The following is a 24,192-nucleotide window of genomic DNA, read 5'->3' on the forward strand; positions in this document are numbered from 1 at the left end:
AAACGGTTGGTACCATTGAATAAAGCGCAAAGCGTCAAGGAACAAAAACGCGGTTCAAAGCGGGATCCGGAAGCCAATAAACAGCTACTGATCGACGCGACTCTGGACACGATTGCCGATATTGGGGTTACCGATACCTCGGTCAGCCGAATCTGCGAGCGCTCCGGTCTGTCACGCGGAATGATCCATTTGCATTTCGGGGGTAAGGACAATTTACTGACCGCAGCCGCCCAGCATTTCAGCACCGAGTATTATGCCGAGATGGACAGAAGGACAGATCTGGGCGCGAGCGCAAGACCCGAAGACCGTGTTATGGCAGTGATTGAGGCCGACCTGTCAGAAGCACTGCTCAATCCCCGCAGTACTAAAATCTGGCATGCGTTTCGGGGTATCGCAAGCTCTCATCCAGGTATCGCCCGTTACAGCAGCACTCAGGATGACAAACTTGTCGAAACCTTGCGGTCCGCGTTCACAGAGATAGCCTCGGAAAACAGGGGCGACCCGAACCTGGTAGATGACGCAACCAGCGGAACGCTGGCCTTGCTGGAGGGGATGTGGGTGAACTACCTAACCGATATGCAGGGATTTTCACGCCGCCGCTCTGTCAACCTTGTTCGAAGGTTTTTATGCGGACTTTTCCCCGGAAAATTCTAGGTCTAAGTCTAGGCGGCGTTCAAATTCAAATTGGATAGCTCGGAGACAGAAGTTTCTGAGAGATAATTGTTCCGGGCGCATGCAATCAGCTCGCCTGTGCTTCCGTTTTGCAAGATTTGCGATAGCCGTGCCAAAACTTAGATATCCTTACTTCAGATACTGACAGGTGACGAAGCACCCTGCCCCACGGGCCCTAACGCGCTTGTCCCACTTGTCGAACAGATACAGGTTTTTCGTACCCAAACTGGATATGCGTGACCTTTCCCATAGGCGTGGACTCTGGCTTTACCATCAAAACAATGCCCACACGCCGCCGAAAAAATGTTTCACTTTGGGGAATTTTTTCCAGGCGCCTTCGTAGTTGTATTGTCTGCCATCCGGCAGACCTGAAACAGTCGGAGAATACAATGTCCCTAAAGTCCCTTACTTTTTCTGGTGTCGCGCTGATTGCGACTGCAACCGGTTCATTTGCGGATGGTCACACCGGTGCGCCAGCCGTAACTGGCAAGCTCAACGGAGAAACCTTCCTGATGGATGCGCACAAGATGACTCTCTATACCTTTGACAAGGACGAAACAGGCGTTTCGAATTGCTATGATGACTGTGCCACCAAATGGCCGCCGCTGATGGGTGATGCCAACATGGAACTGAAAAAAGGCTATAGCCTGATCGAACGCAAGGATGGCAACGTTCAGATCGCCTACAAAGGAAAGCCGCTTTATCTATGGTTCAAAGACGAAAACCCTGGGGACATGACAGGCGACGGTGTAAAAGGTGTTTGGCATATCGCACGCCCCTGAACCTTGGTGCCGGGGGAAGGTTTCCTCTCCCGGCTTACGTACATGCTTCAGTCATTTGAAAACCAGCTTGAAAACTGCCTCCCCGATCTTTGGCGTTATGCCTGGTCGCTGACCCGTGATCGGGATGCGGCGGATGATCTGGTGCAGGATTGTGTTGAACGCGCTCTGCGCAAACGATTGCTTTGGCTTCCGGGGCGGCCGTTGAAACCATGGCTCACTAAAATATTGTTGAACCTCTACCGGGACAGGTGGCGTCGAGAGGCCAGATTTAACACTGTCGATCTCGACAACATTTCGACGCTGGCAACAACGACAAGCACGGCCGAAGAACGGTTGGAAATCAAGGCTGTCTGGAAGGCGCTGGATTCTGTTCCTCAAGATCAGCGAGAAGCCCTTCTTTCTGTTGTGATTGGTGGGTTAAGCTATGACGAAGCGGCCACAACTTTGTCCATTCCAAAGGGTACGCTGATGTCGCGGATCTCTCGCGCGCGTACTAAAATCAAATCTGAAATGGACGCTTCAGCCGCCGTGAAGATCAGGAGCGTGAAATGACGCACACCCCATCCATCGAAGACCTGGTTCAGCGTAGCATAGACGGTGAATTGACACCGGAAGAAAGCGAATGCCTTGACCGTCACCTTGAACATCACCCGGACGATGCAGCGCGCATCCGTGCATTACGGCGTCAATCAGACCTGATAAACAAGGCGGTCCCCGTTCCTTCTGCGGCACATCTTCGAAGTCTGCAGAAACAGGCCAAGCCGCCCTCGCCAGTCTCTTTCAGGCTGGTTGCTTCGGTCGCGGTTTTTGCCGTTGGTTTTGGTTTGGGGTCTTATTTGCAACCTTGGGAGAGCCGAGCAACCGACGATCTGGCATTGTTCTCCCAACACGCAAAAGCGGCGCATTCTTTATTCGCCGTTGAAGTTCTTCACCCTGTGGAGGTCGCCGCTACGGAAAAAGATCACTTGCAAACCTGGCTCTCCAATCGATTGGGCTCTGCCATTATCGCGCCACAACTTGGGGAAACCGGGTTTACCCTGATTGGAGGACGCCTTCTGCCCGCAGGCGACCATGCCTCAGCTTTATTTATGTATGAGAATGCAGAGGGTGATCGGTTGAGTTTGATGGCCACGCACGGCGACACAATTCAAACTCAATCGTTTCGGTTTCGACAAGAGGACGGGTATCTTGTCGTCTTCTGGCAGGACGGACCCTGGCAGTATACGTTGGTCGGGGACCAGAAACGTGACCCGATGGAACACATCGCCCGCTTGGCGCATGGTCAAATGATCTAGAAACCGCTTTCGACGGCTTGGCTCGCGCAGAAGATTTGCGACAACACCTTTGAGGTTATGGCAGATCATCCAGCAACATCGGGTACAGCAAGTTTCCTGCCTGCGGCCCGGCCCCGAGGTAATCAACCCATTGATCGGTCGACTCGTTGTACCGCCGGTACCGTTCGATCTTGTCATATAGCCCGTTGACGATGGTTTGCTGCTCTGAAATCGGAAGGCGCACCCAATCATCTTCAGTGATAGTCATGATCTGAGACTTATAAGGCAAGTCAGACAGGTATTCGTCCAACGCCACAGCTTCGGCAAGGCTGGGGTCTGACTGGCGTGATACCTGATCAGGTCTGCGGCTCATGTCTGCGGCAACTCCAAGAACCTGTGCAAAGAACTGATCAGGGTTTACGACGTTCCGCTCGGCCTGGTCGACAATGATCCGCAATGCTTCTTCCAGGTTACTCAGATCCGCCTTCGAGATTTTCAATGAAATTACCCTTTGATATCAGAGATAAACTCTCACTCGCAAATGATATTTTTACCTTCCTTGGGCACCTCGGTGCCGGAGTTGGCGCATTTCTTGCGTTTCTCGGTATTACTTCCAATTTGACGAACAATACGTCCAGTATTGTGTTCAATGTTCAGGTTTCTTCACTGTCTTTACCTGTCCGCCTGACATTATTAGTTTTAGTCGCTGCGGCATTGGGATGGGGATTGGGTGCACTTGTCGGAAAGCTAAGTCAGCAAAGAAATGAGTCTCTTGGCTTTGCAGCTTATGTCGTCGCGCTTTTGTGGGGCGGCCTTATGGTGGGGGCTGCTGACTGGCTTTCTATTGCGCCCCACCAACAGGTCTTGCCGGAAATCCTGTTATTCACTGTCGCAGGAACGGGTCTTGCCCTGTGGGTCGCTGGATTCCATTTTCAAAGCGCCGGTGCAGGTGGGAGGCGAGCACTGCGGGTCAGGTGCGACGCGCTGTTCCTATTCTCGATCGGCGCGGCCCTTTTTATGGTGCTTACTTTGTTGGGGGCACGGACATGAAGCTCGGTGGACCTCTGGATTCAAAAAACGCCGCGCGCCTGCTGAGCGCCGCCGCTGTCCTAGATTTTATGTTTCTGGGTTTTGTATTGGTCACTTTGGAACCTGTGTTGCGTCAGGAACTACGGTTGGGAAATACCGGTCTGGCCTTACCGGTAGGGCTTTATCTGATCCTGGTCCTTAGCTACTGGTTGATCTGCGAAGGTTTTCTTGGTGGGCACAGCCTGGGACGATATGCCTTACGTCTGAATATGCGCGACAAACGCGGCAATCCGGTATCTCATATGCGGCGTTCTACCCGCGCGTTGAAAAAGGTCATGTCGTCTGGCTTAACCGGAGCAAATCCAAATGTCGCATCCCGATATGACAGGGCAGCCGATGTGACATGGTACAGCCCGATGGCTCCCCGCGCCTTGGCCTTTTGGCAATTGGTTGTTCTGAACGGCCCGGATCGCGGCAAGTTTGTCGAATTTCGGAATGTTAAAGGCTTGTCTAACACACATCAGATCAAAATCGGGCGTGACAAGAACTGGGCTGATCTTGCGCTTTCTCGCAGCGAAAGAACTTCGGGTCAGCATTGTGTTTTACGCGTAGAAAAAACGGGCGATCTTTTTATTCGCTATATGGGCTCAACGAACGGAACCTGGACAGGTGGACGGCGTGTCGGTCCTGAAAAATGTGTACCGTTGGCCGCGGATGGTCGGTTCCGTGTAGGAAATGTCCAGATTGCCACGGTCCGGTGACCAGTTCCAACGTACCGCGGGTTTTAGCATAGTTTGTTAGCTACAAATGCACGGCAGGTATTTCGGCTGGTTAATTCCCTAAATTTGGCTTTGGAATTGGTTAATCACTCAGGATTCCACGGTCATCAATTGCGATCCGGTTGCGACAAGACCTCGGTACAGGTTTCGGGCGGATCACCCTGACGTCATGGTAAATTTGTTTGACATTAGACTACCGATATCTCATATTTCTGTCATGACAGAAACAACTGACTTATCCGAATCCTCGGCCCGTTCACAATTCATCCTCTATTGGGGTGATATGGGCAGCCAGTGGGGCGTGAACCGTTCCGTAGCGCAGATACATGCGCTTTTGTACCTCAGCACTTCGCCCATGAATGCCGAAGAAATCGCAACCGAACTTGGCATCGCCCGGTCAAATGTTTCAAACTCGCTGAAAGAGCTGGCCGGATGGCGTTTGATCCACCGCGTACCCGTCCCCGGTGATCGCCGCGAGCACTTCGCAGCCGAAACTGACGTCTGGAACATGGCCCTGCTGATTGCAAAAGGCCGCAAAGAGCGCGAGATCGACCCCGCGATGCGGGCGTTGGACATCTGCGTGCAACAAGCCTCGGACGAGGCTGATCTGTCCCCTGTCGTATTGGAGAGAATGCAAAATATGCAACAGTTCCTGACTACGGCCGACCAATGGTCCGAGCAAATGCTGTCGGTCCCCAAGTCCAAGCTTTCGGCTCTTATGAAGATGGGCGACAAGATCTTCACGCTTCTCAAGATCGGGAGCAAGAAAGGCAAGTCGTAAAAAATTTTGAGAATATATTTCTCTTCATACAGAAATAACAGCAACTACAGCATATGGTGTGATATGAAACTGAGCAATTTCTCTCCGCATGTTATGGACATGTCCGATCAAAGGTTTCGCAACTTGGTTGGCCCAGCAGCTTGGGCCGCCCTGCCCCATCAGGTCCGGGCGCGGTTTGGTCATTGCCTAGCGAACGGCGCCAGCGTGGTCTATCAGGGCAAAGTTGTAGCAATGCGGCTGACGCTGGCCGGGCAATTGCTGGCGCATCTGGCCCGTCTGATCGGCGGCCCCCTACCCTTTGATACATCCAGCGTGGATCAGCCCGCGATTGTCACCGTGACCGAGGATAGTTCCGTTAACGGACAGTTCTGGATCCGCCAGTATGGGCGCGACGGAGGGTTTCCTCAAGTTATCCACAGCTCAAAACGGTTCTCTGGACCGACCGGGATCGAAGAATACATCGGCGCCGGTATCGGTATCGCATTACGCGTTCAAGCAGACCGCACCGGTCTCCGCATTCTCAGCGATCATTACTTCGTTCAATTGGGTGATAGGAAACTGCGCCTCCCGCGCTGGATTCGCCCTGGCGTTCTGACCATCACTCACACCGATCTTGGCGACGCGCGGTTTCTGTTTTCCCTAAGCCTTCATAGCCGCCTGTTCGGAGAGTTGATCCACCAGGACGCCATTTTTCACGACAGAAAGGATCCGACATGACTGACCCCCTGCTTTGGACATTGATTGCCCTTCAGATCTCGATGGGTGCATTCGACACGCTGGTGCACCATGAAGGCACCGAGCGGCTGGCCTGGCGCCCTTCGCAACAGACCGAACTGCGCCTGCATGGGGTCAGGAACGCGTTCTACGCCGTCATCTTCCTGTGCCTTGGATGGTTCGAACCCCACGGCACGTTTACCATTGCTCTGACCATAATCCTGGGCCTTGAGGTCCTGATTACCCTTTGGGATTTCGTTGAAGAGGACCTAACCCGCCGTCTCCCCGCCACGGAACGGGTCAATCACACTTTGCTGGCGCTGAATTATGGTGCGATCCTCGCGCTGGCTGCCCCATACCTTTGGACGTGGTCTGCCCTGCCGTCAGCGATGGTACCCGTCCATCACGGCGGTTGGAGCATCATGGCGACCCTTGCCGCGATTGGTGTGGCGCTGTTCAGCGCGCGCGATTTGGTGGCGGCCGCACGCAGCACGCGGTTGAATGCTGTCAACTCGGCCTCTCTGGTCGCGCAACTCGCGCCCCGACAACATCTGCTGATCACGGGTGGCACCGGTTTCATCGGGCAACGTCTGGTCGAAGCGCTGGTTGCTGGCGGCCACCACGTCACCGTCCTGACCCGCAATCTGCAAAAGGTCGACGCTTTGACCCATCCGGTACGCCTGATCGCCTCACTCGAGCAAATTGACAACACAGAGCGTTTTGACGCCATCGTCAATCTGGCGGGTGAGCCGGTGGCAAACGCGCATTGGACGCCTCGGAAACGCGCGCGCATCCTGGAGTCTCGGGTCAAGATGACGAAAGATTTGGTCGCACTGACCCGCAGGCTGGATCAAAAACCATCTTGTCTGATCACCGGCTCAGCCGTGGGCTGGTATGGGCTGCGGCAAGACGAGACCCTCACCGAAGACGACACGCACTGCCCCGCCTTCATCCATGAGGTGTGCGACACATGGGAGCGCGCCGCTGCGCCAGTCGTGGATATGGGCGTCCGGGTTGTGCAACTGCGTATCGGTCTGGTGCTGGGGGTTGAAGGCGGCATGCTGGCCCGAATGCTGACACCTTTCGAGTTTGGCGCCGGGTGTCAGCTGGGGAACGGACAACAGTGGATGCCCTGGATCGAACGGGATGATCTGATCCGCGTCATCGCATTCGCCATGTCGCATCCGGATATCAACGGCCCGCTCAACGCCACTGCTCCAAACCCGGTGCGCAACGCAGAGTTCACACAGGCTTTGGCAAGCGCATTGAACCGCCCTGCCCTGATACGTCTGCCTGCCTGGCTGATCACAAACGTCGCAGGGGATATGGGACGTGAAACGATACTGGGTGGCCAGCGTGTCATTCCGGCAAAACTGCTACGCAGCGGGTTCCGTTTCAATAGCCCCGAGCTGGCCCCCGCCCTTGCCAGGATCACGGGCGCTCGGGCCGCCTCAAACAGCGTCAGCTCTGAGAAACGCCGCGCCTGACCCGCGCCCGCTGCGCAACGCCGGGATCCAGACAAATCCCGGTGTTGCACGAGGCAAGGGTTGGTCGTGTTACGGCTTGGCTTGCTTGTTGGTGCACAGACCCAGAAGCGCATAGATCGGACAGAACTTCATGAATGCTGTCACCACAAACACAGCCCCAAGCCAACCCCAGGGGCCGATAGTACCGGTCAGTGCCAGAAGGAGCAGCACACCACCGAGGATCAGGCGCAGAATCCGGTCGACAGAACCAACATTTGACGTGAATTGCATGGTCGAATCTCCTTGATTGTCTGGCCCAAGATTCACTGTTTTCCAAGTCGTGTTATGTGACGAGGTCACACAACCCCCGTTCTTGCATGGTGGTGCAGGGCTGGGCGGTCCTGCAGATAAATCACACCTCGCTCAAGCCTGACCCACCCGCGATGTTCAAAATCCTTGAGAATACGGGACATGACTTCGCGTGCGCTGCCCAGTTCGGCCGCAATGCGCTGGTGCGTGATGCGGATATCGCCCGAAGGTGCGCCCTGATCCAAAAGCCACTGCGCCAATTTCAGGTCCATCCGGTTAAGTAGAAGATCATCGATAACCTCGGACAGCTCAACAATGCGTTGTGAAAACGCCATGAAGACCGCGCCCCGAAACTCGGCATCTGTAGCCAGCAACGTGTTGAACTTGTCCCGCCCGATGGCCAGCGCCGTCACCGGCCCCTCGGCATAACCGAACCCTGAATAGGGGATGTCCGACAACATGCACGAGGTCGTCATAACGCAACTGTCGTACGGGCCAACCCGATAAAGAACAACGGTGCGTCCCGACGGGCTGGTTTGTTCCACCCGGACGATGCCCGAACGGACGATCAAAAACATCTCACCGTAAGCGCCCGGTGCAAACAGTTGGGATCCGTCTGGTATAGTCAGATTACTTCCTGCGGACTTGAGCCGGTCGAGAATGGCCTGGCTCCAGTTCTGTTGGGTCACCGCTTTACCTCCGTCTCACACTCACTCCCGGATTTTTAGCCTTGGGGACCTCGCGAGCAAACCCAATTTGCCTGTGACAAACCCACCCGCGCGGAACCAAAGTTGACAATTCTACTACGGTCTTAATAGCGGCGGCATCAGTGGAGATGGCGACTCTATTGGCCTGCCAGTTGGGCAAAGTGCTGAAATGGACGGAGTCCAGGGGAGGTCTGCCCTTAGCGGATCATGTTTTTCTGTTTAATGGTCGTCAGGGCAAATGCGGTTGAAGCAAAGGATTTGATTGCCAGCATGGGTCTGGATCCTCTGTCGCTAAAACGCCGTTTTATTCGGTAGGCACGGATTTGAAACAGAATCGAAACGAAGCGCTTCACGATGCGTTCGCGCCTACGGGTTGATTGATGAGTGCTTTCGGCTTGGTTGTTCAAGCCTTTGTGCGAGATGCGTCCATGCATCTCGCCTTCGCAGTTTACACAAATGGAAGTGGTAAAAAGTTACCGTGTCAGGTCACGTCAGATCGTCGACACGTGCGTCAGGTGCGTTCCGTTTGACGGAATCGATCCCGTTATCCCGCCCTGAAGTGCTGGTATAGCTCTCGCTGGTGCCGATCACCTGACCGTTGCTGGCCTTCAAGTTGAACATATGACCGCCGGATTTGGTTTCCTTGCGCTCGTACCGGCTGTCATCCGGCGCGTTCTTCTTGACTGACTCGATCCCGTTCGTGGCACTCGCCTTTTGAACATATCCTTCACTGGCCAGAATGATTTCACCATTCCCTGCTTTCAGACGAAACCGAAATTCACCAGCCTTGTCTTTATATATCTCGAACTTCCCGGCCATTTGACGCCTACTCCTCTGTTCTACTTTCGATTTTTTCAAATACATTCCTATAATTGCACATTCGTCTCAAGAAAAAAGATGAGGTGAGCAATCTACCCAGAGCAAGATACCCCCAAAGTCACAGGTAAGGTCGAAATGGATGATCTGATGCTGGCTTCGGTTCCATTCGTTACACCTCGCCAGAACTGGCAGGATGCGAGCAAACCCGTCCTTTACCAAGGGACCTCAGCAACCACCTAGCGATCAGCTTCAGCCATCCGCGTTCTCCATCCCCCACGCCGCCAGCAGTTTCGGCAACGCTTCGTTCCAGTCCATCACGCCGACGGTTTCCGCCCAAGCCAGGTATTGGTGGATCATGTCTTTCCCAAGGGCGGCGTTGCGGCCCGCTAGGTCGGTCAGCTCGGTACGGTCGGCCTCGATATCGTAAAGCTCCCAGGGGCGGTCATGCAGTCGAACCAGCTTGAACTGGCCCAACCGGATGGCGGCATTGCCCTCGTGCTCCCAGAAGATCGGCTGCTCGCGCTGCCAGTCCTTACCCTTCATAAGACCTAGCAGAGATTCCCCTTGCAACGGTTGGATATCATGACCGCCCACCTCTGTCTGATAGGCGCCTCCGGTGGCTTCCAGGATGGTCGGCAGAATATCGACCACATGGCAGGCTGCATGAGCCGTGCCGCGCGGTTCGAACCCATTTGGCCAATGGGCCACCAGTGGGGTGGAGATACCGCCCTCGTGGACATAATGCTTGTAAAGCCGGAACGGCGCATTGGAGACATTGGCCCACGGTTTGTCATAGCTCTGGAAGGTTTGGGCATCGCCGGGGCGCAGACCGGTCACATTGCCCATGGTGATCTGCCTGCCGTCATGGGTGAGGTCAGGATAGAACTTGGCCCAGCCGTCCTCGGCCATGAACTCGGCGCAGCCGCCGTTGTCTGACAGGAACAGGATCAGCGTGTTGTCGAACTGACCGAGCCGTTTCAGGGCCGCAACCAGCGTGCCGATCGACTGATCCATTCGGTCAACCATCGCCGCGTAGGTGGCCATCTTGCTGGCCTCCCAGTCCCGGTTCTGTTCCTGCTCCCAACCATGTACAGTGCTGTCGCGGGGCGAGATGTCCCAGCCGAGCTGGAACACACCCTGACCGTTCATGGTTTCATGGCGCGCGGTGCGAATATGGTCCCAGCCTTTTGAATAGACCCCATCGTATTTTGCGATGTCCTCGGGGTGGGCGTGCAACGGCCAGTGCGGCGCTGTGTGGGCTAGGTAAAGGAAGAAGGGTTTTTCTTCCGCCACAGCGCCTTCGATCATACCAATAGCCTTTTGGGTGATGGCGTCGGTGAAGTAGAAGTCATCGGGGAAGGTTTCGACCCGACTGTCATCCTCCAGCATGTAATGCGGCGAAAAGAAATGTGTGGCCCCATCCATGATCCCGTAAAACCGGTCAAAGCCGCGTTGGCGCGGGGTTGGGTGTTCGACGTCGCCAACCCGCCAACTGTCCACCTTGCGGGCTTCAAAATCACCCGCCACATGCCATTTCCCCGACATCAGCGTGGCATAACCGCTGGCGCGCAGATGCTCGGCAATCGTGGCACTGTCATTGCGCAGGAAGCCCTGATACGCAGGGGTGCCCAGATTGGCGCCCATGTGGCCAACGCCTGCATTATGCGGATAAAGCCCGGTCAGAAGCGAAGCACGGGGGGGCAGCAGCGGGCGCAGTTGTACATCGCCGACAGCATAACGCCGCCCCGCGCAAGGGCGTCGATGTTGGGGGTCTGGATTTCAGAACCGGTGCAGCCGAGATCGGCAAATCCCATGTCGTCCGCAAGGATCAGGATGACATTGGGCCGGCTGGTTGCTGCCTGTGAGTTGAGGTGGGTCATTGCGATACTTTCGCTAAGGTCAGGCCGCAGCAGCGGGCGCGAGGGGCACGCCCTCCACGGTGACACGATGCATCAGGCGGCGGAAGCCGTGATAATCATTGATCGCCTTATGCCAGGTGGCGCGGTTGTCCCACATGGTGATGTCACCGGCCTGCCAGCGCACACGGCATTGAAATTCGGGTGCTGGCAATGGGCATAGAGCATGGCCAGAAGCGCCTCGGACTCAGCCGGGGCCAAACCCTCGATACGGGTGGTGAAGACCGGGTTCACAAAAAGGCCACGCCGTCGGCTCAGGGGATGCGTGATAACAACCGGATGCCGGGCGTCCTGGGTTGCGGCCTCTGCATTGCCCAGACGTCCTGACTTTACTGCCTCGCTATCCATTACGGCAGCGCCGAATACATACCGCGAGGAATGCACGGCCGTCAGCTCGCCGAGAAACCGGCGCATCGGGACCGAGAGCGCCTCGTAGGCGGCCCCCATAGAGACAAACAGCGTATCGCCGCCGTAAGGCGGCATTTCGATCGCATGCAAAATCGAGCCCATCGCCGGTTCCTGATCATAAGAATGATCGGTATGCCAACCTTCTCCAACGGCTTCTTTCTGGTCCTTCTCTTTCAGCACCATGGCGATCTCGGGGTGCCCTTTGACCGGCTTGAAGAACCGGTTCACGTTGACCGGCCCGAAACGGCGGGCAAAGGCCAGGTGATCTTCCGGACCCACATCATGCCCCCTCAGCACAATCACCGAGTATTTGGCAAAAGCGCACTCAATGGCGTCAAAATCTGCATCGCTGCGGACATCCGCACCCAGAATTTCGGCACCCAGCCCCACCGTCAGTGGAAGAATCTCCATGTGAGTCTCCTGTTTGTCCAAAAAGCAGCATAGGGCTTGCCAAAAGGTCGGTAAAACTGATTTAATACACCTAAAACGTCAGTTTTTTAGATGATTAACTTCACCCTTCGCCAACTCGCCTACCTGTCAGAAACCGCCCGGCGGGGCGGTATTGCCCAGGCCGCCCGGCAACTGAATGTTTCTCCCGCCGCGATTGCCTCAGCGGTGGACAAACTGGAGGCGACCACCGGCCTGACCCTGTTCGACCGCTTTCCGGCGCAAGGCATGCGGCTAACGCCTGCGGGAAAGGAGTTTTTCGGCCAGGCTGAGGCGCTGCTGGCGCAGGCCGCGGCGCTGGACAGGCAGGCCGAGAACCTGGCGTCAGGACGCACTGGCAGGATCCACATCGGCACTCATCACGCAATGGCACAGCGGATCGTCCTGCCTGCGGTGCTTGCCTTCCGCGAAAGCTACCCAGACGTTCGTGTCGAGGTGAAGGAAGCGGATTATCCGACCTTGGTGGACGCACTGGACGGTGGCGAAGTGGATGCGCTGGTGGTCTTTGACCAGGGGTTCGATCTCAAGCGGCATGAGGCAGAAGTGCTGCTGGAGCTGCCGCCCCTGGTTCTGCTGTCAGGCGAACACCCTTTGGCAGCAAAAGCCCGGATCAGCCTGTCCGACCTGATCGGACTGCCCTATATCGCTGTATCACCAGCCGGGCCCGGCCCTAGCTATCTTCAACTGCTGCAGGCCGCAGGCGTTCACCCCGAAGTGCCATTCCAATCCCAATCACGCGAGCTTGTTCAGGCCTACGTCGGCAAGGGGTTCGGCTTCACCCTGGCAGGCTTCCCGCCCAAGCAGGATCGCACGATTGAAGGCGACCCCATCGTTGCGCGACCGCTCGAGGAAAGCATCGGACACTACAGAGTGGTGATTGCCCGCTCTCGCCAAGCAGTGCAGACAGCGTTGATTGACCGGTTTCTAGAGATTTGCAGGTCGCCGATCTCTGTGCCTAGCCTTGCAGGTAAACCGTTGAATGAAAAGGCCAGTACATCTCGTTAGCGAATCCTGAAACAAGGCAGTTGATGCTGCCGTGCGGGTCATGGAACCTGCGGTTCGCTGCATGAGCAAACTCCTACTCTTTCCGAGCTCGGGAATATCGGGACTTTTGCCTGGCGTCGCATTGAGAACAGACACGCATTTGGCGACAGTTCTTCATGATGGGATGACCTCAGCTGATTCCACACCTCAATCCACGGATCGCACCCTTGCGGGCGTTGCACTGATGCTTGGATTTTGCCTGACCGCTCCCTTGCTGGATGTAGCTGCCAAGCTCGCATCGGCCAGTGTGCCAGTTGGGCAGATAACGGCCGCCCGCTTTGTAATGCAATGTGCGTTGATGGGACCGTTTGTCTGGAAAATGGGACTGCCATTGCGTGTCGCGAGCGGTGAATTGATGGTACTTGTATTCCGCTCAATACTTTTGCTGTTCGCGACTTTTTGTTTCATTACGGCTATCCGAGTGATGCCGCTTGCTGATGCCCTCGCCATCGTGTTTGTGGCACCGTTCATTGTCTTGCTGGTCGGCAAGTTTTACCTTGGTGAAGATGTCGGTCCTCGTCGCGCCGGGGCAGCTCTTGTGGGGTTTGTCGGCGTATTGTTCGTCATCCAACCCAGCTTCGCGGCTTTCGGCGCGGTGGCAATTATTCCTCTCGGTACGGCTGTTGCTTTCGCTTTCTACATTCTTGTGACGCGGGGCTTGTCGCGACGGATGCACCCGGTGGCTCTGCAATTTCACACTGGCCTGGTAGCCAGTCTGTTTTGCATTCCAATCTTATTGGTTGCGCAAGGTTCTGGTTCCGAACTTTTCGATCCCGTTTGGCCGAAAGACATTGCACTGTTGTGGCTTCTTGGGACCGGTTTTTTTGCGACGGTAAGCCACATGATGATGACTTATGCGCTGTCGTTTGCCCCGTCTGCCACATTGGCTCCTTTGCAGTATTTTGAGCTGCCGGTAGCAACCTTGTTTGGCTACCTTGTCTTCAATGACTTTCCGAACAAGCTTAGCCTGCTTGGCATTGCCATCATCATCGGTGCAGGTCTGTACATGATACATCGCGAAAGAGTTACTGCCAGACAGTTGATCACAGCGCGCGCAGCACCTCCAATCTAAGATTGCACGTGATTGCAACCTTGTGCAGACCTTGATGGATCGAGCGGCCCCTGTCAGGTTCCCTTCTGTGCTCAAAGGGTGTTCCACCATTGGATTTCCTGGTCGGGTCGCCTTTTCATACAGCAATGTCGGAAGCTGTGAATTCTTACGCATAGCTTCCCAAGTAAAGTGCTTTCGACAACCAAACTCATCAGGTGTTGAAACTGACCAGCGGAGCCGACCCTGGACAGTTTTCAAACAGCAGACTTGGCCGAAGGGGCACGAAAGTGGCGCACCTACTCGATCCGTTTCAATTGAAACACCTGACTTTGCGCAACCGCATCGTCAGCACGTCCCATGCGCCGAATTTTGTCGAAGATGGCCATCCCCGGGACCGCTACAGGTTGTATCACGAGGAAAAGGCAAAGGGCGGGGTTGCCCTGACCATGGTCGGTGGGTCGACCAATATCGCCCCTGATAGCCCATCGGTGTTCGGCCAGCTCTATGCCGGTGATGACAGCGTCATTCCATGGTTTCGGAAACTAACGGATGGCGTTCACGAACATGGTGCCGCGATCATGTGTCAGATCACTCATATGGGGCGCCGCACTGCATGGGATGATGGCCATTGGCTGCCTGTCATAGCTCCGTCCAGTATCCGCGAACGTGCACATCGTGCCTTTCCCAAGGCCATGGAACAAGAAGACATCAACCGCGTGATTGACGATTTCGCAGCCGCTGCGCGTCGCTGTCAGCAGGGAGGATTCGACGGGATCGAGCTCCTGTCCCACTCACACCTTCTGGGGCAATTCCTGTCCCCGCTGACAAACAAGCGCGACGATGACTATGGTGGAACGCTGGAGAACCGCATGCGCCTGACCTTGCAGGTGCTCGACGCCGTGCGCGCCGAAGTCGGCGCTGATTTCATCCTGTCGATGCGCATCACCGGCGATGAACTGACCGAAGGAGGGCTGAACGCCGAAGAATGCATTGCCGCAGCCAGGATGCTGGAAAAATCCGGCGATGTCGACCTGCTCAACATCCTTGCCGGCGCGCCTTACGATGATCTTGGCTTGGCCGAATGGGTGCGCCCTATGGGCCTGCCGGCGGCACCGCATATCACCGTGGCCGGGCGCATCCGTGATGCCGTCGATTTACCGATCCTGCACGCAGGAGGGATTGCGGATATTGCCACGGCCCGCCACGCGGTCTCCGGCGGCCATGTCGATCTGGTGGGCATGACCCGCGCACAGATGGCAGATCCCTATCTGGTAGAAAAACTCGCGCGGGGGGAAGAAGAACGCATCCGCCCCTGTGTCGGCTTGGGCTACTGCGTGGACCGGGTCAATCAGGGCAAACCTGCCGTTTGCGGACACAATGCCGCCACGGGGCGTGAGCAGACCTTGCCTCATATCATCGCCTACAGCGACACCCGAAAGAAAGTTGTTGTCGTCGGCGGCGGACCCGGCGGACTGGAGGCCGCACGGGTCTGCGCCCTGCGCGGTCACGAAGTCGTGCTGTTCGAGGCGTCGGATCGGCTGGGCGGGCAGTTGGTTCTGGCCTCTAAAGGGAAAACGCGCAGACAGGTCTGGGGCGTAGCTGACTGGTTGATTTCCGAAGTGACTTTGCTTGGAATCGATATCCGCTTGAACACCTATGTCGAAGCCGATGACGTGATATCCGAAGCCCCCGATTTGGTGATCGTTGCAACAGGCGGCTGGCCCGAAACCACAGTTATCCCCGGCGGCGATCTGGCGATTTCCAGTTGGGACGTGTTGTCGGGAGAGGCACGTGTCTCGGGCGAGGTACTGTTGTTCGATGAAGTCGGCGACCACCCTGCGGCTGTAACTGCCGACGCGCTGGCAGGCAATGGTTGCAGTGTAAATCTTGTAACCCCGGACCGGGCACTTCTGCATGACCTTGGCCCAACGACCTCTGCCGTCGCCTTACGCGATCTGGCCGCCAATGGAGTTACCTTCACCTGCCTGCAGGAGCTCACCTCCCTGGTACGCGAAGGCGATCGAGTTCGCGCCAGCTTTCGTCATGTGTTAACGGGGAATGTCACTGAACGTCTTGTTGATCACGTAGTCGTAGAACATGGCCTGTCCCCGATGGACGGACTTTTTCACGATCTCAAACCAAGCTCGCGGAACCACGGGCAGGTTGAACACAAGGCGCTTATTGGTGGGACATTTCCATTCGTTGACACCAATCTAAGCGGCCGTTTCCATTTGGCCCGAATTGGCGACGCAGTTACAAGCCGAAATATACACGCCGCAATTCTCGATGCATTGCGAATATGTGTAACTGTCTGAAAGAAATTTCACTTCTTTGCTGACCAATGGAGGAAGCCAAGACGCTTCATCAGCCTGCTCAACAACCGTTTTGCGGCCCGTTTGTCCCGCCTGGGTTGGAGTATTTCGTTCAGCACGACGCCATGCAGATCGACCGCGCGCCAAAGCCAATACCTGCGACCAGCGATTTTCACGACAACTTCATCGAGATGCCAGACATCACCAGGACGGTCCTGACTTAGTCGCAAGTTTCGAGCCATCATCGGTCCGAACTTGATCACCCAACGCCGGACAGTCTTGTAAGAAACGTCGATCCCGCGCGCAAGCAGCATCTCTTCAACTTCGCGAAGGCTCAAATTGAAGCGGAAATGCAGCCACACAGCGTGGGCAATGATCTGAGGAGGAAATCGGTGACGCTTGTAGCTGATGGACGATGAATTCATCGATGCGATCTGTGTCCAAATCCAGACACGAGCAACCGATCTAGGGTTAACGTGAAAACACCTCTGTCATTCTGCCCCCAGTCGGAACAGACGCCATCTAGGCATCGGTAACGCCTTGACAATCTAAGTTAACATTTTTGTTGGAATCGTTAACAAAGTTTGTTAACGATTTACATCGTCAAGGGAGATCACATGGAAATTCTAGTTGTAAACCCCAACTCTACTGAATCGATGACACGCAAGATCATCACGTCCGCCCAGGCGGCCGCGAGTGCCGGTGTCGTGATCAGAGGCGCTACCGCGCAAGGCGCACCGGCGAGTATCGAAGGGCATTTCGACGAAGCGATGTCAGTTCCCGGCCTTCTGTCCTGCGTGCAAGCCGCAGAAGACCAGCAGGTCGATGGCATTGTCGTTGCTTGTTTCGATGATCCCGGTATCGGCGCTTGCCGCGAGATCGCGACGGGTCCTGTCATCGGAATCTGCGAAGCTGCGGTGAAGGCGGCGAGCATGCTTGCCACCTCGTTCTCGGTCGTCACCACTTTGCCGCGGTCAGTGCCCATCATCGAACACATGATCCATGGCTATGGCCTGTCGCATCAATGCCGGCGGGTTCGGTCAGCAGAGATCCCTGTTTTGGCCTTGGAAGAGCCCGGCTCGAACGCGCGCGAAAAGATCCGCGAGGAAATCCTGCGCGCGATTGAGGAAGATCGTTGCGAAGCAATTGTTCTGGGATGTGCGGGGATGGCGGATTTGACCGCGTGGCTCAGCGAAGAGACCGGCATTCCGGTGATCGATGGCGTGAGCGTGGCAACCCGCATGATCGAAGCGCTGGTCGGTTGCGGCCTGAAGACCAGCAAAATAAATGCCTACGCCCGGCCAAAACTAAAATAACCTGTCATCGGAGGAGAAAATGACATTCAAATCAGACACGGCCGACACGGTCGCTATGTCGCACGACGATCACGTAACCCATATCGAACACAAGGCGATCGGGGAAGAGAGCCTGGCACCGCAAGAGACGCGGATCATGGACCCGTGGTCCTATCTTTTCGCGTGGCTTGGCGGATGCGTTTCCATCGGAACATTTACTATCGGGTCAGGCTTGGTCGGTACGCTGAACCTCCTGCAGACCTTTGTTGCTATCGCCATCGGCTGCACGGTGATCGGGCTCGCGCTAATGATCAACGGTCAGGCCGGTCACAAATATGGCATTCCGTTCATGGTTCAGGCCCGGTCCGCTTTCGGCTTTGCGGGTACACGGATTCCGGCGCTGGTGCGTTCGGTTCCCGCTATCGTCTGGTTCGGGTTCCAGAGTTGGATCGGCGCGGGGGCACTCAACCTCGTGTCGGAAACGCTCCTCGGTTATTCGAACATGTGGGCGTTCTTTATCGGCTTCCAGTTCCTTCAGATCGGTCTTTCGGTGCTTGGGTTTCACGGGATCAAGTGGCTCGAGAATATCGGATCGATCTTCATCATCGCGTCGCTGATCTACATGTTCTTTAGCGTCATCAACAAATACGGCGAAGAAATCTCGACCAATCTGGTAAATGTCGAGGGCACCTGGGGTGCACCGTTCTGGGGGGCAACCATGCTCTTCCTTGGGATCTACAGTACGATGATGCTGAACGTATCGGACTATTCGCGCGAATTGCGCCGGAGCGTTGGGCCGCTAAGGCAGGTCGCGATCTATGCCAATTCGATCCTGCCGGCGACACTTTTCATGGGCCTCATTGGGCTGATGGTATCCGGTGCTACCGGTGAAGTTGATCCAATCAAGGTGTTTTCGAGCGCTGTCGACAACAAACTGCTGCTGGTCGTAACGCTCCTGTTCATTGCTTTTGCTCAGGTCACAACGAACATCCTGAACAACGTCGTCCCTCCCCCTATGCGCTGATGGATGTCTTCAAGATCAAATTCAAAACCTCTGCAGTGATCGTCGGCTTGCTCGCCTTCTGCACTTTCCCGTGGGAACTTGTAAAAGATGAGTCCGCGGCAGGCCTGAGCATTTTCATTCAGACCTACTCGGCTTTCCTAGGTCCCATCTTCGCAATCCTTGTCGTCGATTACTTCGTGCTGCGCAAACAGACGCTTGATCTTGACAAGCTCTATGATCCGGAAGGCCCCTATAACGGCGTGAACTGGGCTGCCGTGATCGCCATGGGTGTCGGAGTTGTCGCGGCCCTGATCTTTTCGGGGATCTCCTGGTACGCAAGTCTGATCCCGGCGGGTCTGACCTACTACGTGCTGATGCACCACCTGCCAAGCGCGAAAAGGTTTCTCGACGCATAGTCGATGACCCATCCGCCAAAAGAAGGCTCGCGTCATTGCGGGCCTTCTTTCTTAGGCATTTACTGCTCGCCGCCATCAAAAAACAGTCACGTACCGGGTAGCTAATAAGCGCCTTGGCCTAAACGACGCGCCCGGCCCTAGGCTGCCGTTGGCCGCCTGTTGGTTATGCTGCGACGCATCCCGTCGAATCTGCCATTCGCTGCGAGAGAGAAAACTTGGACGCTAAGAACGCACATACTTCAGCGTTATTGCAATTTGACATTATCTCACGTGCTTCGTTGAGAATAACTAACCAACAAAAAAGTTCAGACACACAACAACGATGACCGCGCCGCGAAGGAGCTGTTGATATTTGCTCGAACACGGATGAGCATTGACACAAGAAACTGGGCGCGTCTGAACGCGCCCAGTTTCGTCAAGTCGCGACGTGAGATACCTCTTTGTCCGGTGAGTATATGTCCAAGATGTTCCAATGTCCGGTCGTTGGTGTTGGGTTGTTGATCATTGGGACATCAAGAACGGTTGGTTTGCCGCTGGCGATTGCCGCTTCCAATGCGGGCAACAATTCATCAGCAGCACTTAGCCTGTGCCCTTCTGCACCATAAGCTCTTGCAATATCTGCATAACCCGGTCCGTTTGCAGGAGCTGCGGCTGACCCAGGGAACGTGGTCCCGTATGTCAGACCGTAATGCGCCTTTTGAAGGCCCGCGATAGTGCCGAAGGCGTTGTTGTTCATAACCAGCCAGATGATGCCCAGATCAAGCTCGACCGCGGTTGCCAGCATCGACGGGTTCTGACCGAACCCCCCATCGCCAACAAGACTTATCACCACACGGTCAGGAGCTGCCAGTTTTGCGCCGATCGCTCCCGGAGGGCCAAAGCCCATCGTCGCGAATCCACCCGGGGTCAGGATTGAACCGGGTGCCAGGATATCAAATTGTTGTCCGACGCCGTTCTTGTTCCATCCCACGTCCGTAGTGATAATGGCATCCTCGGGCAGTGCCTTGCGGGTATCTGCCAAAATACGTTCGGGCATCATCGGAAAGGACGACGAGGTCGCCATGTCCACGTTGCGCGCTTTGAAGTTCGTTCGGAAGTCGGTGATCTTCTGTTCCAGCGCGGGGCATTTGAAGCCCTCAGGATACATCTCGCGGGCAACCCGGTTGACGACGCGCAAAGCGGCCTTGGCGTCAGCAACGACTCCGATCTCGGTGGGGTAGTTTCGTCCAATCTCTTGCGGTTCAATGTCGATATGGATGACCTTTGAGTCAGGAATGTTGAACGTGTAACCAGGATACCAGCTGGAGCAATCGGCCTCTTTGAACCGGGTACCGACAGCAAAGATGTAGTCGGCATTCAGGCAGGACTGGTTGACCAGTTCGGTGCCCCAAAACCCGGTCATTCCCAGCACAAGCGGATGGTCGTCTCGCAACGCGCCTTTACCCATCAGGGAATGCGCGACTGGAAGGCCCATATGTTCAACGAATTCTCGCAACTCTTCGCTGGCCTGTGCCAGAAGAATACCACCACCGACATAAGCGACAGGGTTTTCGGCTTTAGCCAACGCTTCGACAATCTCTCGCGCTGTCTCGTCGTCAATCGACGGTTTTTTGAGCGCGCGCGTGTTGTCGCGGATACGGTCGAAACTGTCCGAGGGGATCACCTCGGAGAAGATGTCCATCGGCACGTTGACCAGCACCGGTCCGGGCTGGCCGCTTTCGGCGAGATGAAACGCCTTTTCCAGAATCTCGGCCATCAGGTCTGCCCGATCTACCCGCCAGGCGCGTTTGACAAAGGGGCGATAGATCTCCCACTGGGCGGCGTCTGCGTGCAGGTTCACTTCCTGATGTGGATGTTTGCCGTAGTAGTGCGTTGGAATGTCGCCCGCGATCACGACCATCGGGATACAGTCCAGGGCGGCGTTGGCGACCCCGGTTGCACAATTGGTCAGCCCCGGGGAGAGGTGGGACAGCACCACCGAGGCCTTGCCCGTCACGCGGGCATATGCGTCCGCTGCGTGGCTGGCGATTTGTTCGTGCCGTACGGTGACGAAATCGATGGGGCTTTCCGCCAACGCGGCCAGAACCGCGATATTCGTATGGCCGCACAGGCCGAATACATGCTTGACCTCGCGACGTTCGAGAAAGTCGACGATGTGTTCGGCAACGGTCTTGCCGTCCAATTTCGCTCCGTCCATCACGCGACCTCCTGTCCGTAGAACTCACCGAACAGGTCCGGCTCCGAGGGGCGATCCTCGGGGATGGGACGGCTGACCCAGGTGTAGTTCATCATGTGTTTCATGGTGACGTTTTCATTGGTGATGTTGCCTCCCCAGATGCCGCAACCCAGGCTGCTGGTCATAGGCATGCCATTGGTCCAGGCACCCGCATTGGCCTTGGACTGAGGCTGTCGAACCATCATGCGGCTGACCGGAGCCAGGCGCGCCAACCGGTCGATGTGATCGTCATTGTGGCTATAGATGCCGCAGGAATGGCCCTTGCCTCCGGTGTTGTAAATCTGGCTGACCGTTTCCAGCGCGTCATCAAATGTGTCGAAGTGATAAAGTGCCATCAGCGTGGTCAGTTTTTCCTTCGAGAACTTGTGCTGCGGCCCGATTTGCCCCTGATTTTCAACCATCAGGAACTTGCGATCTTCGGGGATCGAGAAACCGGCGACCTTGGCCGTTTGCTGAGGCGGACAGGCGATAGTCGGGAAGGTACGGTTTCCTTTCTCATCCCACATGGCAGCTTCGAGCATGGCCTTCTCTTTGGTCGAACACAGGTATCCACCTTCGGCCTCAAGCGCCTTGACCATATCGTCGTAAACCGAGCGCTGGATGATGATGTTACCGTCGGCCGAACAACCCGAACCAAAGTCAGACGTCTTGGAAATTCGTGTGTTCTGAGCGGCGATGTCCAGGTCGGCAGTCTCATCGATGACGATGGATGAATTGCCCGCGCCGACGCCAAAGGCCGGGCGCCCTGAACTGTACGCCGCTTTGACCATGGGCTTGCCGCCCGTTGCCAGCGTCAGATCACAGATCTCCATCAAATGTTGCGTCAATGGGATCGACGGTTTGCGAATGGATTGAAACAGATCCTCGGGGGCACCAGCGGCACGGCAGGCCGCTCGCATGACCTCGACCATCTCGAAGGTGGTATGAGCGGTTCGCGGATGCGGACTGAAGATAACAGCATTCCGGGCGTTGGCGGCGGAAACACCGGTCACCGGTGGTGTCATCGCTGGATTGGTCATCGGAATCAGGGATGCGATCACACCGGCAGGCTTGGCATATTTTACCAGACCCTTTTCTTCGTCTACTTCGACGATCCCGGTCGATGGTGTCCGCAAGACATCACGCAACACCATGTGAATCTTAAATCGCTTGGCAGGACGCCCTTCGCGATCTCCGATACCGCTTTCGTCCACGCCTTGCTGGGCTAGACGCGTGAAGGTTTTCTCGTTCCCCGCATACCACGCAATGGCCTGAGACAGGCGGTCCAACCTGCCCTGATCCCAATCCTCGATCTCGGCCATGGCAGCGCGGGCGCGTGCCAGCATATCGGCCGCCATGTTGCGGTCGTTTTCAGTGAGCTCTTTGCCCATGATGATCCTCTTGGTGTTTTGGAATTGCAGCATTGGGCATACGACGCTGTGACCGCGCCTCGCCGAATGTTCGCTTGGCGTGGCTGAGACAGCGACGCGCGTGTTCTTCATATCCCAACTCGGCCACGCGGCTTTGGTTGGGCAGTTCGATGGAATAGTCGACGGGTGGCATCCGTTCGATGATGCCGGTGAAATCGATCCATCCCTCACCGGGATATAGCCGCGCATCGCGGGCCAGTTGGATCATGCCCTCACGCGTATCGGCGATGCCGGGCAGGCAATCAGAGATATGCAGGAAGTGAAACAGGTCCGAGGGAACGTGCAACAGCTCACCAAGATCTACGCGGCTGAGGTGCAGGTAGAGCGTATCGACCAGAATACCGCCGTTGGGCTGATCAGAGGCGCGGACAATGTCCAGTGCTTCATCCAGCGTGCGCAAGCGGGAGAAGCTCGGGAACTCCAAGTCCACCGTTAATCCGTAGGGCGCTGCCAGTTCGCAGGTTTCGGAATAGACGTCGATCAGAAAGTCACGATCATCGCGGGTGTTTGTCCACGCGCTCATAATCATGCGTTTGGCGCCCAACTCCCCGCCAATCTCAAGAGAAGGCTCAAAACTGCGTGGATCGACATCTTCGGTGATGCGTGCAAGCTCGACATCAAGGACCTTCAATCCGGTGGTAGAGAGAGCCGTTTTGGTGGCCTGCACCTGTGCCTTGTCGATTGGGGATTGAGTGAATTCGCCGGGCACATGCATCGGAATGAATCGGGGGCTGACGGCATCGTAACCGGCCCGTGCGGCGATATAGACCAACTCGGGCGGCGTACAGCCAATCAGCGTCAGATGCGCCAAGGAGTAGAGAGAGGGGCTTGCGCCAGCCTCTTCGGGTTTCACCATGAACGACAGCTCCACGTGTCTGCGAATCTAAAATTCATCACACGTAGTCAAAAATATCTGTTATTTTTTAAAATATCAACTTGTCCGTCGTCAGATAATTTGGGACAGCGGAGCGGTTTTATGACTGGAGGCTCTGGCTCATCCTTGATTAAGTTTATGCGTTTTCAGTTTTGTGGCGCAAGCGCCGTGTAATCATGGTTTTTCGTTTGATCTCCTCTCGCTGTTTCAGGATTTGTTCAGCCCGCCCGAAGTAGACGTCAGCGGGCGTCAGGTTGCCCAGGCTCTCGTGGTAGCGCTGATTGTTGTAGTATTCGACGAAGTCGCCGATCTGGCGCTCTAGGTCACCGGGCAGGAAGTAGTGCTCCAGCAAGACGCGGTTCTTCATCGTTTGGTGCCAACGTTCGATCTTACCCTGGGTCTGAGGATGGTGAGGCGCGCCACGCACGTGATCCATGTCCTTGCCCTCC

At 56.0% G+C, this 24,192-nt stretch carries 24 protein-coding genes and 3 pseudogenes; 15 read left to right on the forward strand and 12 right to left on the reverse strand.

Annotation, left to right across the window (positions count from 1 at the left end; genetic code table 11):
• The first annotated feature begins 15 nt into the window (after positions 1–15).
• The 4 genes from AC2FPW_RS17280 to AC2FPW_RS17295 all read left to right on the forward strand — a co-directional run bounded on the left by AC2FPW_RS17280 (position 16) and on the right by AC2FPW_RS17295 (position 2,749).
• A complete protein-coding gene (locus tag AC2FPW_RS17280) occupies positions 16–654 on the forward strand; it encodes a TetR family transcriptional regulator C-terminal domain-containing protein (RefSeq protein WP_480773836.1) in 639 nt (212 codons plus the stop codon).
• A 407-nt stretch (positions 655–1,061) separates the two neighbouring features.
• Positions 1,062–1,454 carry a COG4315 family predicted lipoprotein gene (locus AC2FPW_RS17285; RefSeq protein WP_496814735.1) on the forward strand — a complete coding sequence of 131 codons (393 nt, stop codon included), beginning with the start codon at positions 1,062–1,064 and terminating at the stop codon, positions 1,452–1,454.
• Between the two features lie 6 nt (positions 1,455–1,460).
• Positions 1,461–2,006 (forward strand): RNA polymerase sigma factor, encoded by a 546-nt coding sequence (locus tag AC2FPW_RS17290; RefSeq protein ID WP_496814748.1) that lies wholly within the window; start codon positions 1,461–1,463, stop codon positions 2,004–2,006.
• A gap of 50 nt (positions 2,007–2,056) precedes the next feature.
• A complete protein-coding gene (locus AC2FPW_RS17295; RefSeq protein ID WP_496814736.1) occupies positions 2,057–2,749 on the forward strand; it encodes an anti-sigma factor family protein in 693 nt (230 codons plus the stop codon).
• A gap of 55 nt (positions 2,750–2,804) precedes the next feature.
• On the opposite strand, the gene AC2FPW_RS17300 is transcribed toward AC2FPW_RS17295, so the two are convergent.
• Complete coding sequence (locus tag AC2FPW_RS17300; protein WP_480773840.1) at positions 2,805–3,227, reverse strand: hypothetical protein; 423 nt, start codon at positions 3,225–3,227, stop codon at positions 2,805–2,807.
• On the opposite strand from AC2FPW_RS17300, the gene AC2FPW_RS17305 reads away from it, so the two are divergent.
• The 5 genes from AC2FPW_RS17305 (at position 3,227) to AC2FPW_RS17325 (ending at position 7,518) form a co-directional block, all read left to right on the forward strand.
• Positions 3,227–3,778 (forward strand): hypothetical protein, encoded by a 552-nt coding sequence (locus tag AC2FPW_RS17305; RefSeq protein WP_480914166.1) that lies wholly within the window; start codon positions 3,227–3,229, stop codon positions 3,776–3,778. The genes AC2FPW_RS17300 and AC2FPW_RS17305 overlap by 1 nt on opposite strands.
• The gene (locus AC2FPW_RS17310; RefSeq protein WP_496814737.1) at positions 3,775–4,518 is read left to right on the forward strand and encodes an FHA domain-containing protein; all 744 of its coding nucleotides are present in this window, start codon (positions 3,775–3,777) and stop codon (positions 4,516–4,518) included. Before AC2FPW_RS17305 ends, AC2FPW_RS17310 begins: the two co-directional genes overlap by 4 nt.
• Before the next feature lie 235 nt (positions 4,519–4,753).
• Complete coding sequence (locus AC2FPW_RS17315) at positions 4,754–5,317, forward strand: GbsR/MarR family transcriptional regulator (protein WP_496814738.1); 564 nt, start codon at positions 4,754–4,756, stop codon at positions 5,315–5,317.
• Between the two features lie 63 nt (positions 5,318–5,380).
• Positions 5,381–6,034 carry a DUF4166 domain-containing protein gene (locus tag AC2FPW_RS17320; protein ID WP_496814739.1) on the forward strand — a complete coding sequence of 218 codons (654 nt, stop codon included), beginning with the start codon at positions 5,381–5,383 and terminating at the stop codon, positions 6,032–6,034.
• Complete coding sequence (locus tag AC2FPW_RS17325) at positions 6,031–7,518, forward strand: TIGR01777 family oxidoreductase (RefSeq protein WP_496814740.1); 1,488 nt, start codon at positions 6,031–6,033, stop codon at positions 7,516–7,518. The genes AC2FPW_RS17320 and AC2FPW_RS17325 overlap by 4 nt, the downstream gene beginning before the upstream one ends.
• Positions 7,519–7,587: 69 nt before the next feature.
• Here the strand turns inward: AC2FPW_RS17325 and AC2FPW_RS17330 are convergent, their stop codons facing one another.
• The 6 genes and pseudogenes from AC2FPW_RS17330 to AC2FPW_RS17355 all read right to left on the reverse strand — a co-directional run bounded on the left by AC2FPW_RS17330 (position 7,588) and on the right by AC2FPW_RS17355 (position 12,067).
• Positions 7,588–7,788, reverse strand: a complete 201-nt coding sequence (locus AC2FPW_RS17330; protein WP_480871235.1) for a YgaP family membrane protein — start codon at positions 7,786–7,788, stop codon at positions 7,588–7,590.
• A 65-nt stretch (positions 7,789–7,853) separates the two neighbouring features.
• The gene (locus AC2FPW_RS17335; protein WP_480871234.1) at positions 7,854–8,495 is read right to left on the reverse strand and encodes a Crp/Fnr family transcriptional regulator; all 642 of its coding nucleotides are present in this window, start codon (positions 8,493–8,495) and stop codon (positions 7,854–7,856) included.
• Positions 8,496–8,710: 215 nt separating this feature from the next.
• Entirely contained in the window at positions 8,711–8,947 is a 237-nt protein-coding gene (locus tag AC2FPW_RS17340) for a hypothetical protein (protein WP_496814741.1), read from the reverse strand.
• Between the two features lie 52 nt (positions 8,948–8,999).
• The gene (locus AC2FPW_RS17345; protein WP_480539187.1) at positions 9,000–9,332 is read right to left on the reverse strand and encodes a YegP family protein; all 333 of its coding nucleotides are present in this window, start codon (positions 9,330–9,332) and stop codon (positions 9,000–9,002) included.
• Positions 9,333–9,581: 249 nt separating this feature from the next.
• A pseudogene (locus tag AC2FPW_RS17350) lies at positions 9,582–11,212 on the reverse strand (arylsulfatase).
• 19 nt (positions 11,213–11,231) lie between these two features.
• A pseudogene (locus tag AC2FPW_RS17355) lies at positions 11,232–12,067 on the reverse strand (TauD/TfdA dioxygenase family protein).
• 90 nt (positions 12,068–12,157) lie between these two features.
• Here AC2FPW_RS17355 and AC2FPW_RS17360 point away from each other — a divergent pair.
• From AC2FPW_RS17360 to AC2FPW_RS17370, 3 genes are all read left to right on the forward strand, one after another.
• Positions 12,158–13,108: a LysR family transcriptional regulator gene (locus tag AC2FPW_RS17360; protein ID WP_496814742.1), complete on the forward strand. Its 951-nt coding sequence runs from the start codon at positions 12,158–12,160 to the stop codon at positions 13,106–13,108.
• 223 nt (positions 13,109–13,331) lie between these two features.
• A complete protein-coding gene (locus AC2FPW_RS17365) occupies positions 13,332–14,219 on the forward strand; it encodes a DMT family transporter (protein ID WP_496814749.1) in 888 nt (295 codons plus the stop codon).
• Positions 14,220–14,485: 266 nt separating this feature from the next.
• Positions 14,486–16,513, forward strand: coding sequence for an oxidoreductase (locus AC2FPW_RS17370; protein ID WP_496814743.1), 2,028 nt, complete (start codon positions 14,486–14,488; stop codon positions 16,511–16,513).
• Positions 16,514–16,548: 35 nt separating this feature from the next.
• Here the strand turns inward: AC2FPW_RS17370 and AC2FPW_RS17375 are convergent.
• A pseudogene (locus AC2FPW_RS17375) lies at positions 16,549–16,935 on the reverse strand (IS6 family transposase); the annotation flags it as partial.
• 192 nt (positions 16,936–17,127) lie between these two features.
• Here AC2FPW_RS17375 and AC2FPW_RS17380 point away from each other — a divergent pair.
• Genes AC2FPW_RS17380 through AC2FPW_RS17390 form a run of 3 tightly spaced genes read left to right on the forward strand, consistent with a single transcriptional unit; the run spans position 17,128 to position 19,224 of the window.
• The gene (locus AC2FPW_RS17380; RefSeq protein WP_480483566.1) at positions 17,128–17,826 is read left to right on the forward strand and encodes an aspartate/glutamate racemase family protein; all 699 of its coding nucleotides are present in this window, start codon (positions 17,128–17,130) and stop codon (positions 17,824–17,826) included.
• A gap of 19 nt (positions 17,827–17,845) precedes the next feature.
• Positions 17,846–18,829, forward strand: coding sequence for an NCS1 family transporter (locus tag AC2FPW_RS17385; RefSeq protein ID WP_496814744.1), 984 nt, complete (start codon positions 17,846–17,848; stop codon positions 18,827–18,829).
• Entirely contained in the window at positions 18,829–19,224 is a 396-nt protein-coding gene (locus tag AC2FPW_RS17390) for a cytosine permease (RefSeq protein WP_496814745.1), read from the forward strand. Before AC2FPW_RS17385 ends, AC2FPW_RS17390 begins: the two co-directional genes overlap by 1 nt.
• A gap of 415 nt (positions 19,225–19,639) precedes the next feature.
• On the opposite strand, the gene AC2FPW_RS17395 is transcribed toward AC2FPW_RS17390, so the two are convergent.
• The 4 genes from AC2FPW_RS17395 to AC2FPW_RS17410 all read right to left on the reverse strand — a co-directional run.
• Positions 19,640–21,421, reverse strand: a complete 1,782-nt coding sequence (locus AC2FPW_RS17395; protein WP_496814746.1) for a thiamine pyrophosphate-binding protein — start codon at positions 21,419–21,421, stop codon at positions 19,640–19,642.
• Positions 21,421–22,830 carry an aldehyde dehydrogenase family protein gene (locus AC2FPW_RS17400; protein ID WP_480588942.1) on the reverse strand — a complete coding sequence of 470 codons (1,410 nt, stop codon included), beginning with the start codon at positions 22,828–22,830 and terminating at the stop codon, positions 21,421–21,423. The genes AC2FPW_RS17395 and AC2FPW_RS17400 overlap by 1 nt, the downstream gene beginning before the upstream one ends.
• Positions 22,811–23,725, reverse strand: coding sequence for a sugar phosphate isomerase/epimerase family protein (locus AC2FPW_RS17405; protein ID WP_480871228.1), 915 nt, complete (start codon positions 23,723–23,725; stop codon positions 22,811–22,813). Before AC2FPW_RS17405 ends, AC2FPW_RS17400 begins: the two co-directional genes overlap by 20 nt.
• Before the next feature lie 154 nt (positions 23,726–23,879).
• Positions 23,880–24,192: integrase core domain-containing protein (locus AC2FPW_RS17410; protein WP_496814747.1), on the reverse strand; the 313-nt coding region annotated here is incomplete at its 5' end.

The organism is Ruegeria sp. SATB027 (genome assembly GCF_059613825.1).

Coding starts and splice junctions, on each gene's coding strand:
- AC2FPW_RS17285 (WP_496814735.1), top strand. CDS start 1,062: ATGTCCCTAAAGTCCCTTACTTTTTCTGGTGTCGCGCTGATTGCGACT.
- AC2FPW_RS17305 (WP_480914166.1), top strand. CDS start 3,227: ATGAAATTACCCTTTGATATCAGAGATAAACTCTCACTCGCAAATGAT.
- AC2FPW_RS17310 (WP_496814737.1), top strand. CDS start 3,775: ATGAAGCTCGGTGGACCTCTGGATTCAAAAAACGCCGCGCGCCTGCTG.
- AC2FPW_RS17315 (WP_496814738.1), top strand. CDS start 4,754: ATGACAGAAACAACTGACTTATCCGAATCCTCGGCCCGTTCACAATTC.
- AC2FPW_RS17320 (WP_496814739.1), top strand. CDS start 5,381: ATGAAACTGAGCAATTTCTCTCCGCATGTTATGGACATGTCCGATCAA.
- AC2FPW_RS17325 (WP_496814740.1), top strand. CDS start 6,031: ATGACTGACCCCCTGCTTTGGACATTGATTGCCCTTCAGATCTCGATG.
- AC2FPW_RS17330 (WP_480871235.1), bottom strand. CDS start 7,788: ATGCAATTCACGTCAAATGTTGGTTCTGTCGACCGGATTCTGCGCCTG.
- AC2FPW_RS17340 (WP_496814741.1), bottom strand. CDS start 8,947: ATGCATGGACGCATCTCGCACAAAGGCTTGAACAACCAAGCCGAAAGC.
- AC2FPW_RS17345 (WP_480539187.1), bottom strand. CDS start 9,332: ATGGCCGGGAAGTTCGAGATATATAAAGACAAGGCTGGTGAATTTCGG.
- AC2FPW_RS17360 (WP_496814742.1), top strand. CDS start 12,158: ATGATTAACTTCACCCTTCGCCAACTCGCCTACCTGTCAGAAACCGCC.
- AC2FPW_RS17365 (WP_496814749.1), top strand. CDS start 13,332: ATGCTTGGATTTTGCCTGACCGCTCCCTTGCTGGATGTAGCTGCCAAG.
- AC2FPW_RS17380 (WP_480483566.1), top strand. CDS start 17,128: ATGGAAATTCTAGTTGTAAACCCCAACTCTACTGAATCGATGACACGC.
- AC2FPW_RS17385 (WP_496814744.1), top strand. CDS start 17,846: ATGACATTCAAATCAGACACGGCCGACACGGTCGCTATGTCGCACGAC.
- AC2FPW_RS17390 (WP_496814745.1), top strand. CDS start 18,829: ATGGATGTCTTCAAGATCAAATTCAAAACCTCTGCAGTGATCGTCGGC.
- AC2FPW_RS17395 (WP_496814746.1), bottom strand. CDS start 21,421: ATGGACGGAGCGAAATTGGACGGCAAGACCGTTGCCGAACACATCGTC.
- AC2FPW_RS17400 (WP_480588942.1), bottom strand. CDS start 22,830: ATGGGCAAAGAGCTCACTGAAAACGACCGCAACATGGCGGCCGATATG.
- AC2FPW_RS17405 (WP_480871228.1), bottom strand. CDS start 23,725: ATGGTGAAACCCGAAGAGGCTGGCGCAAGCCCCTCTCTCTACTCCTTG.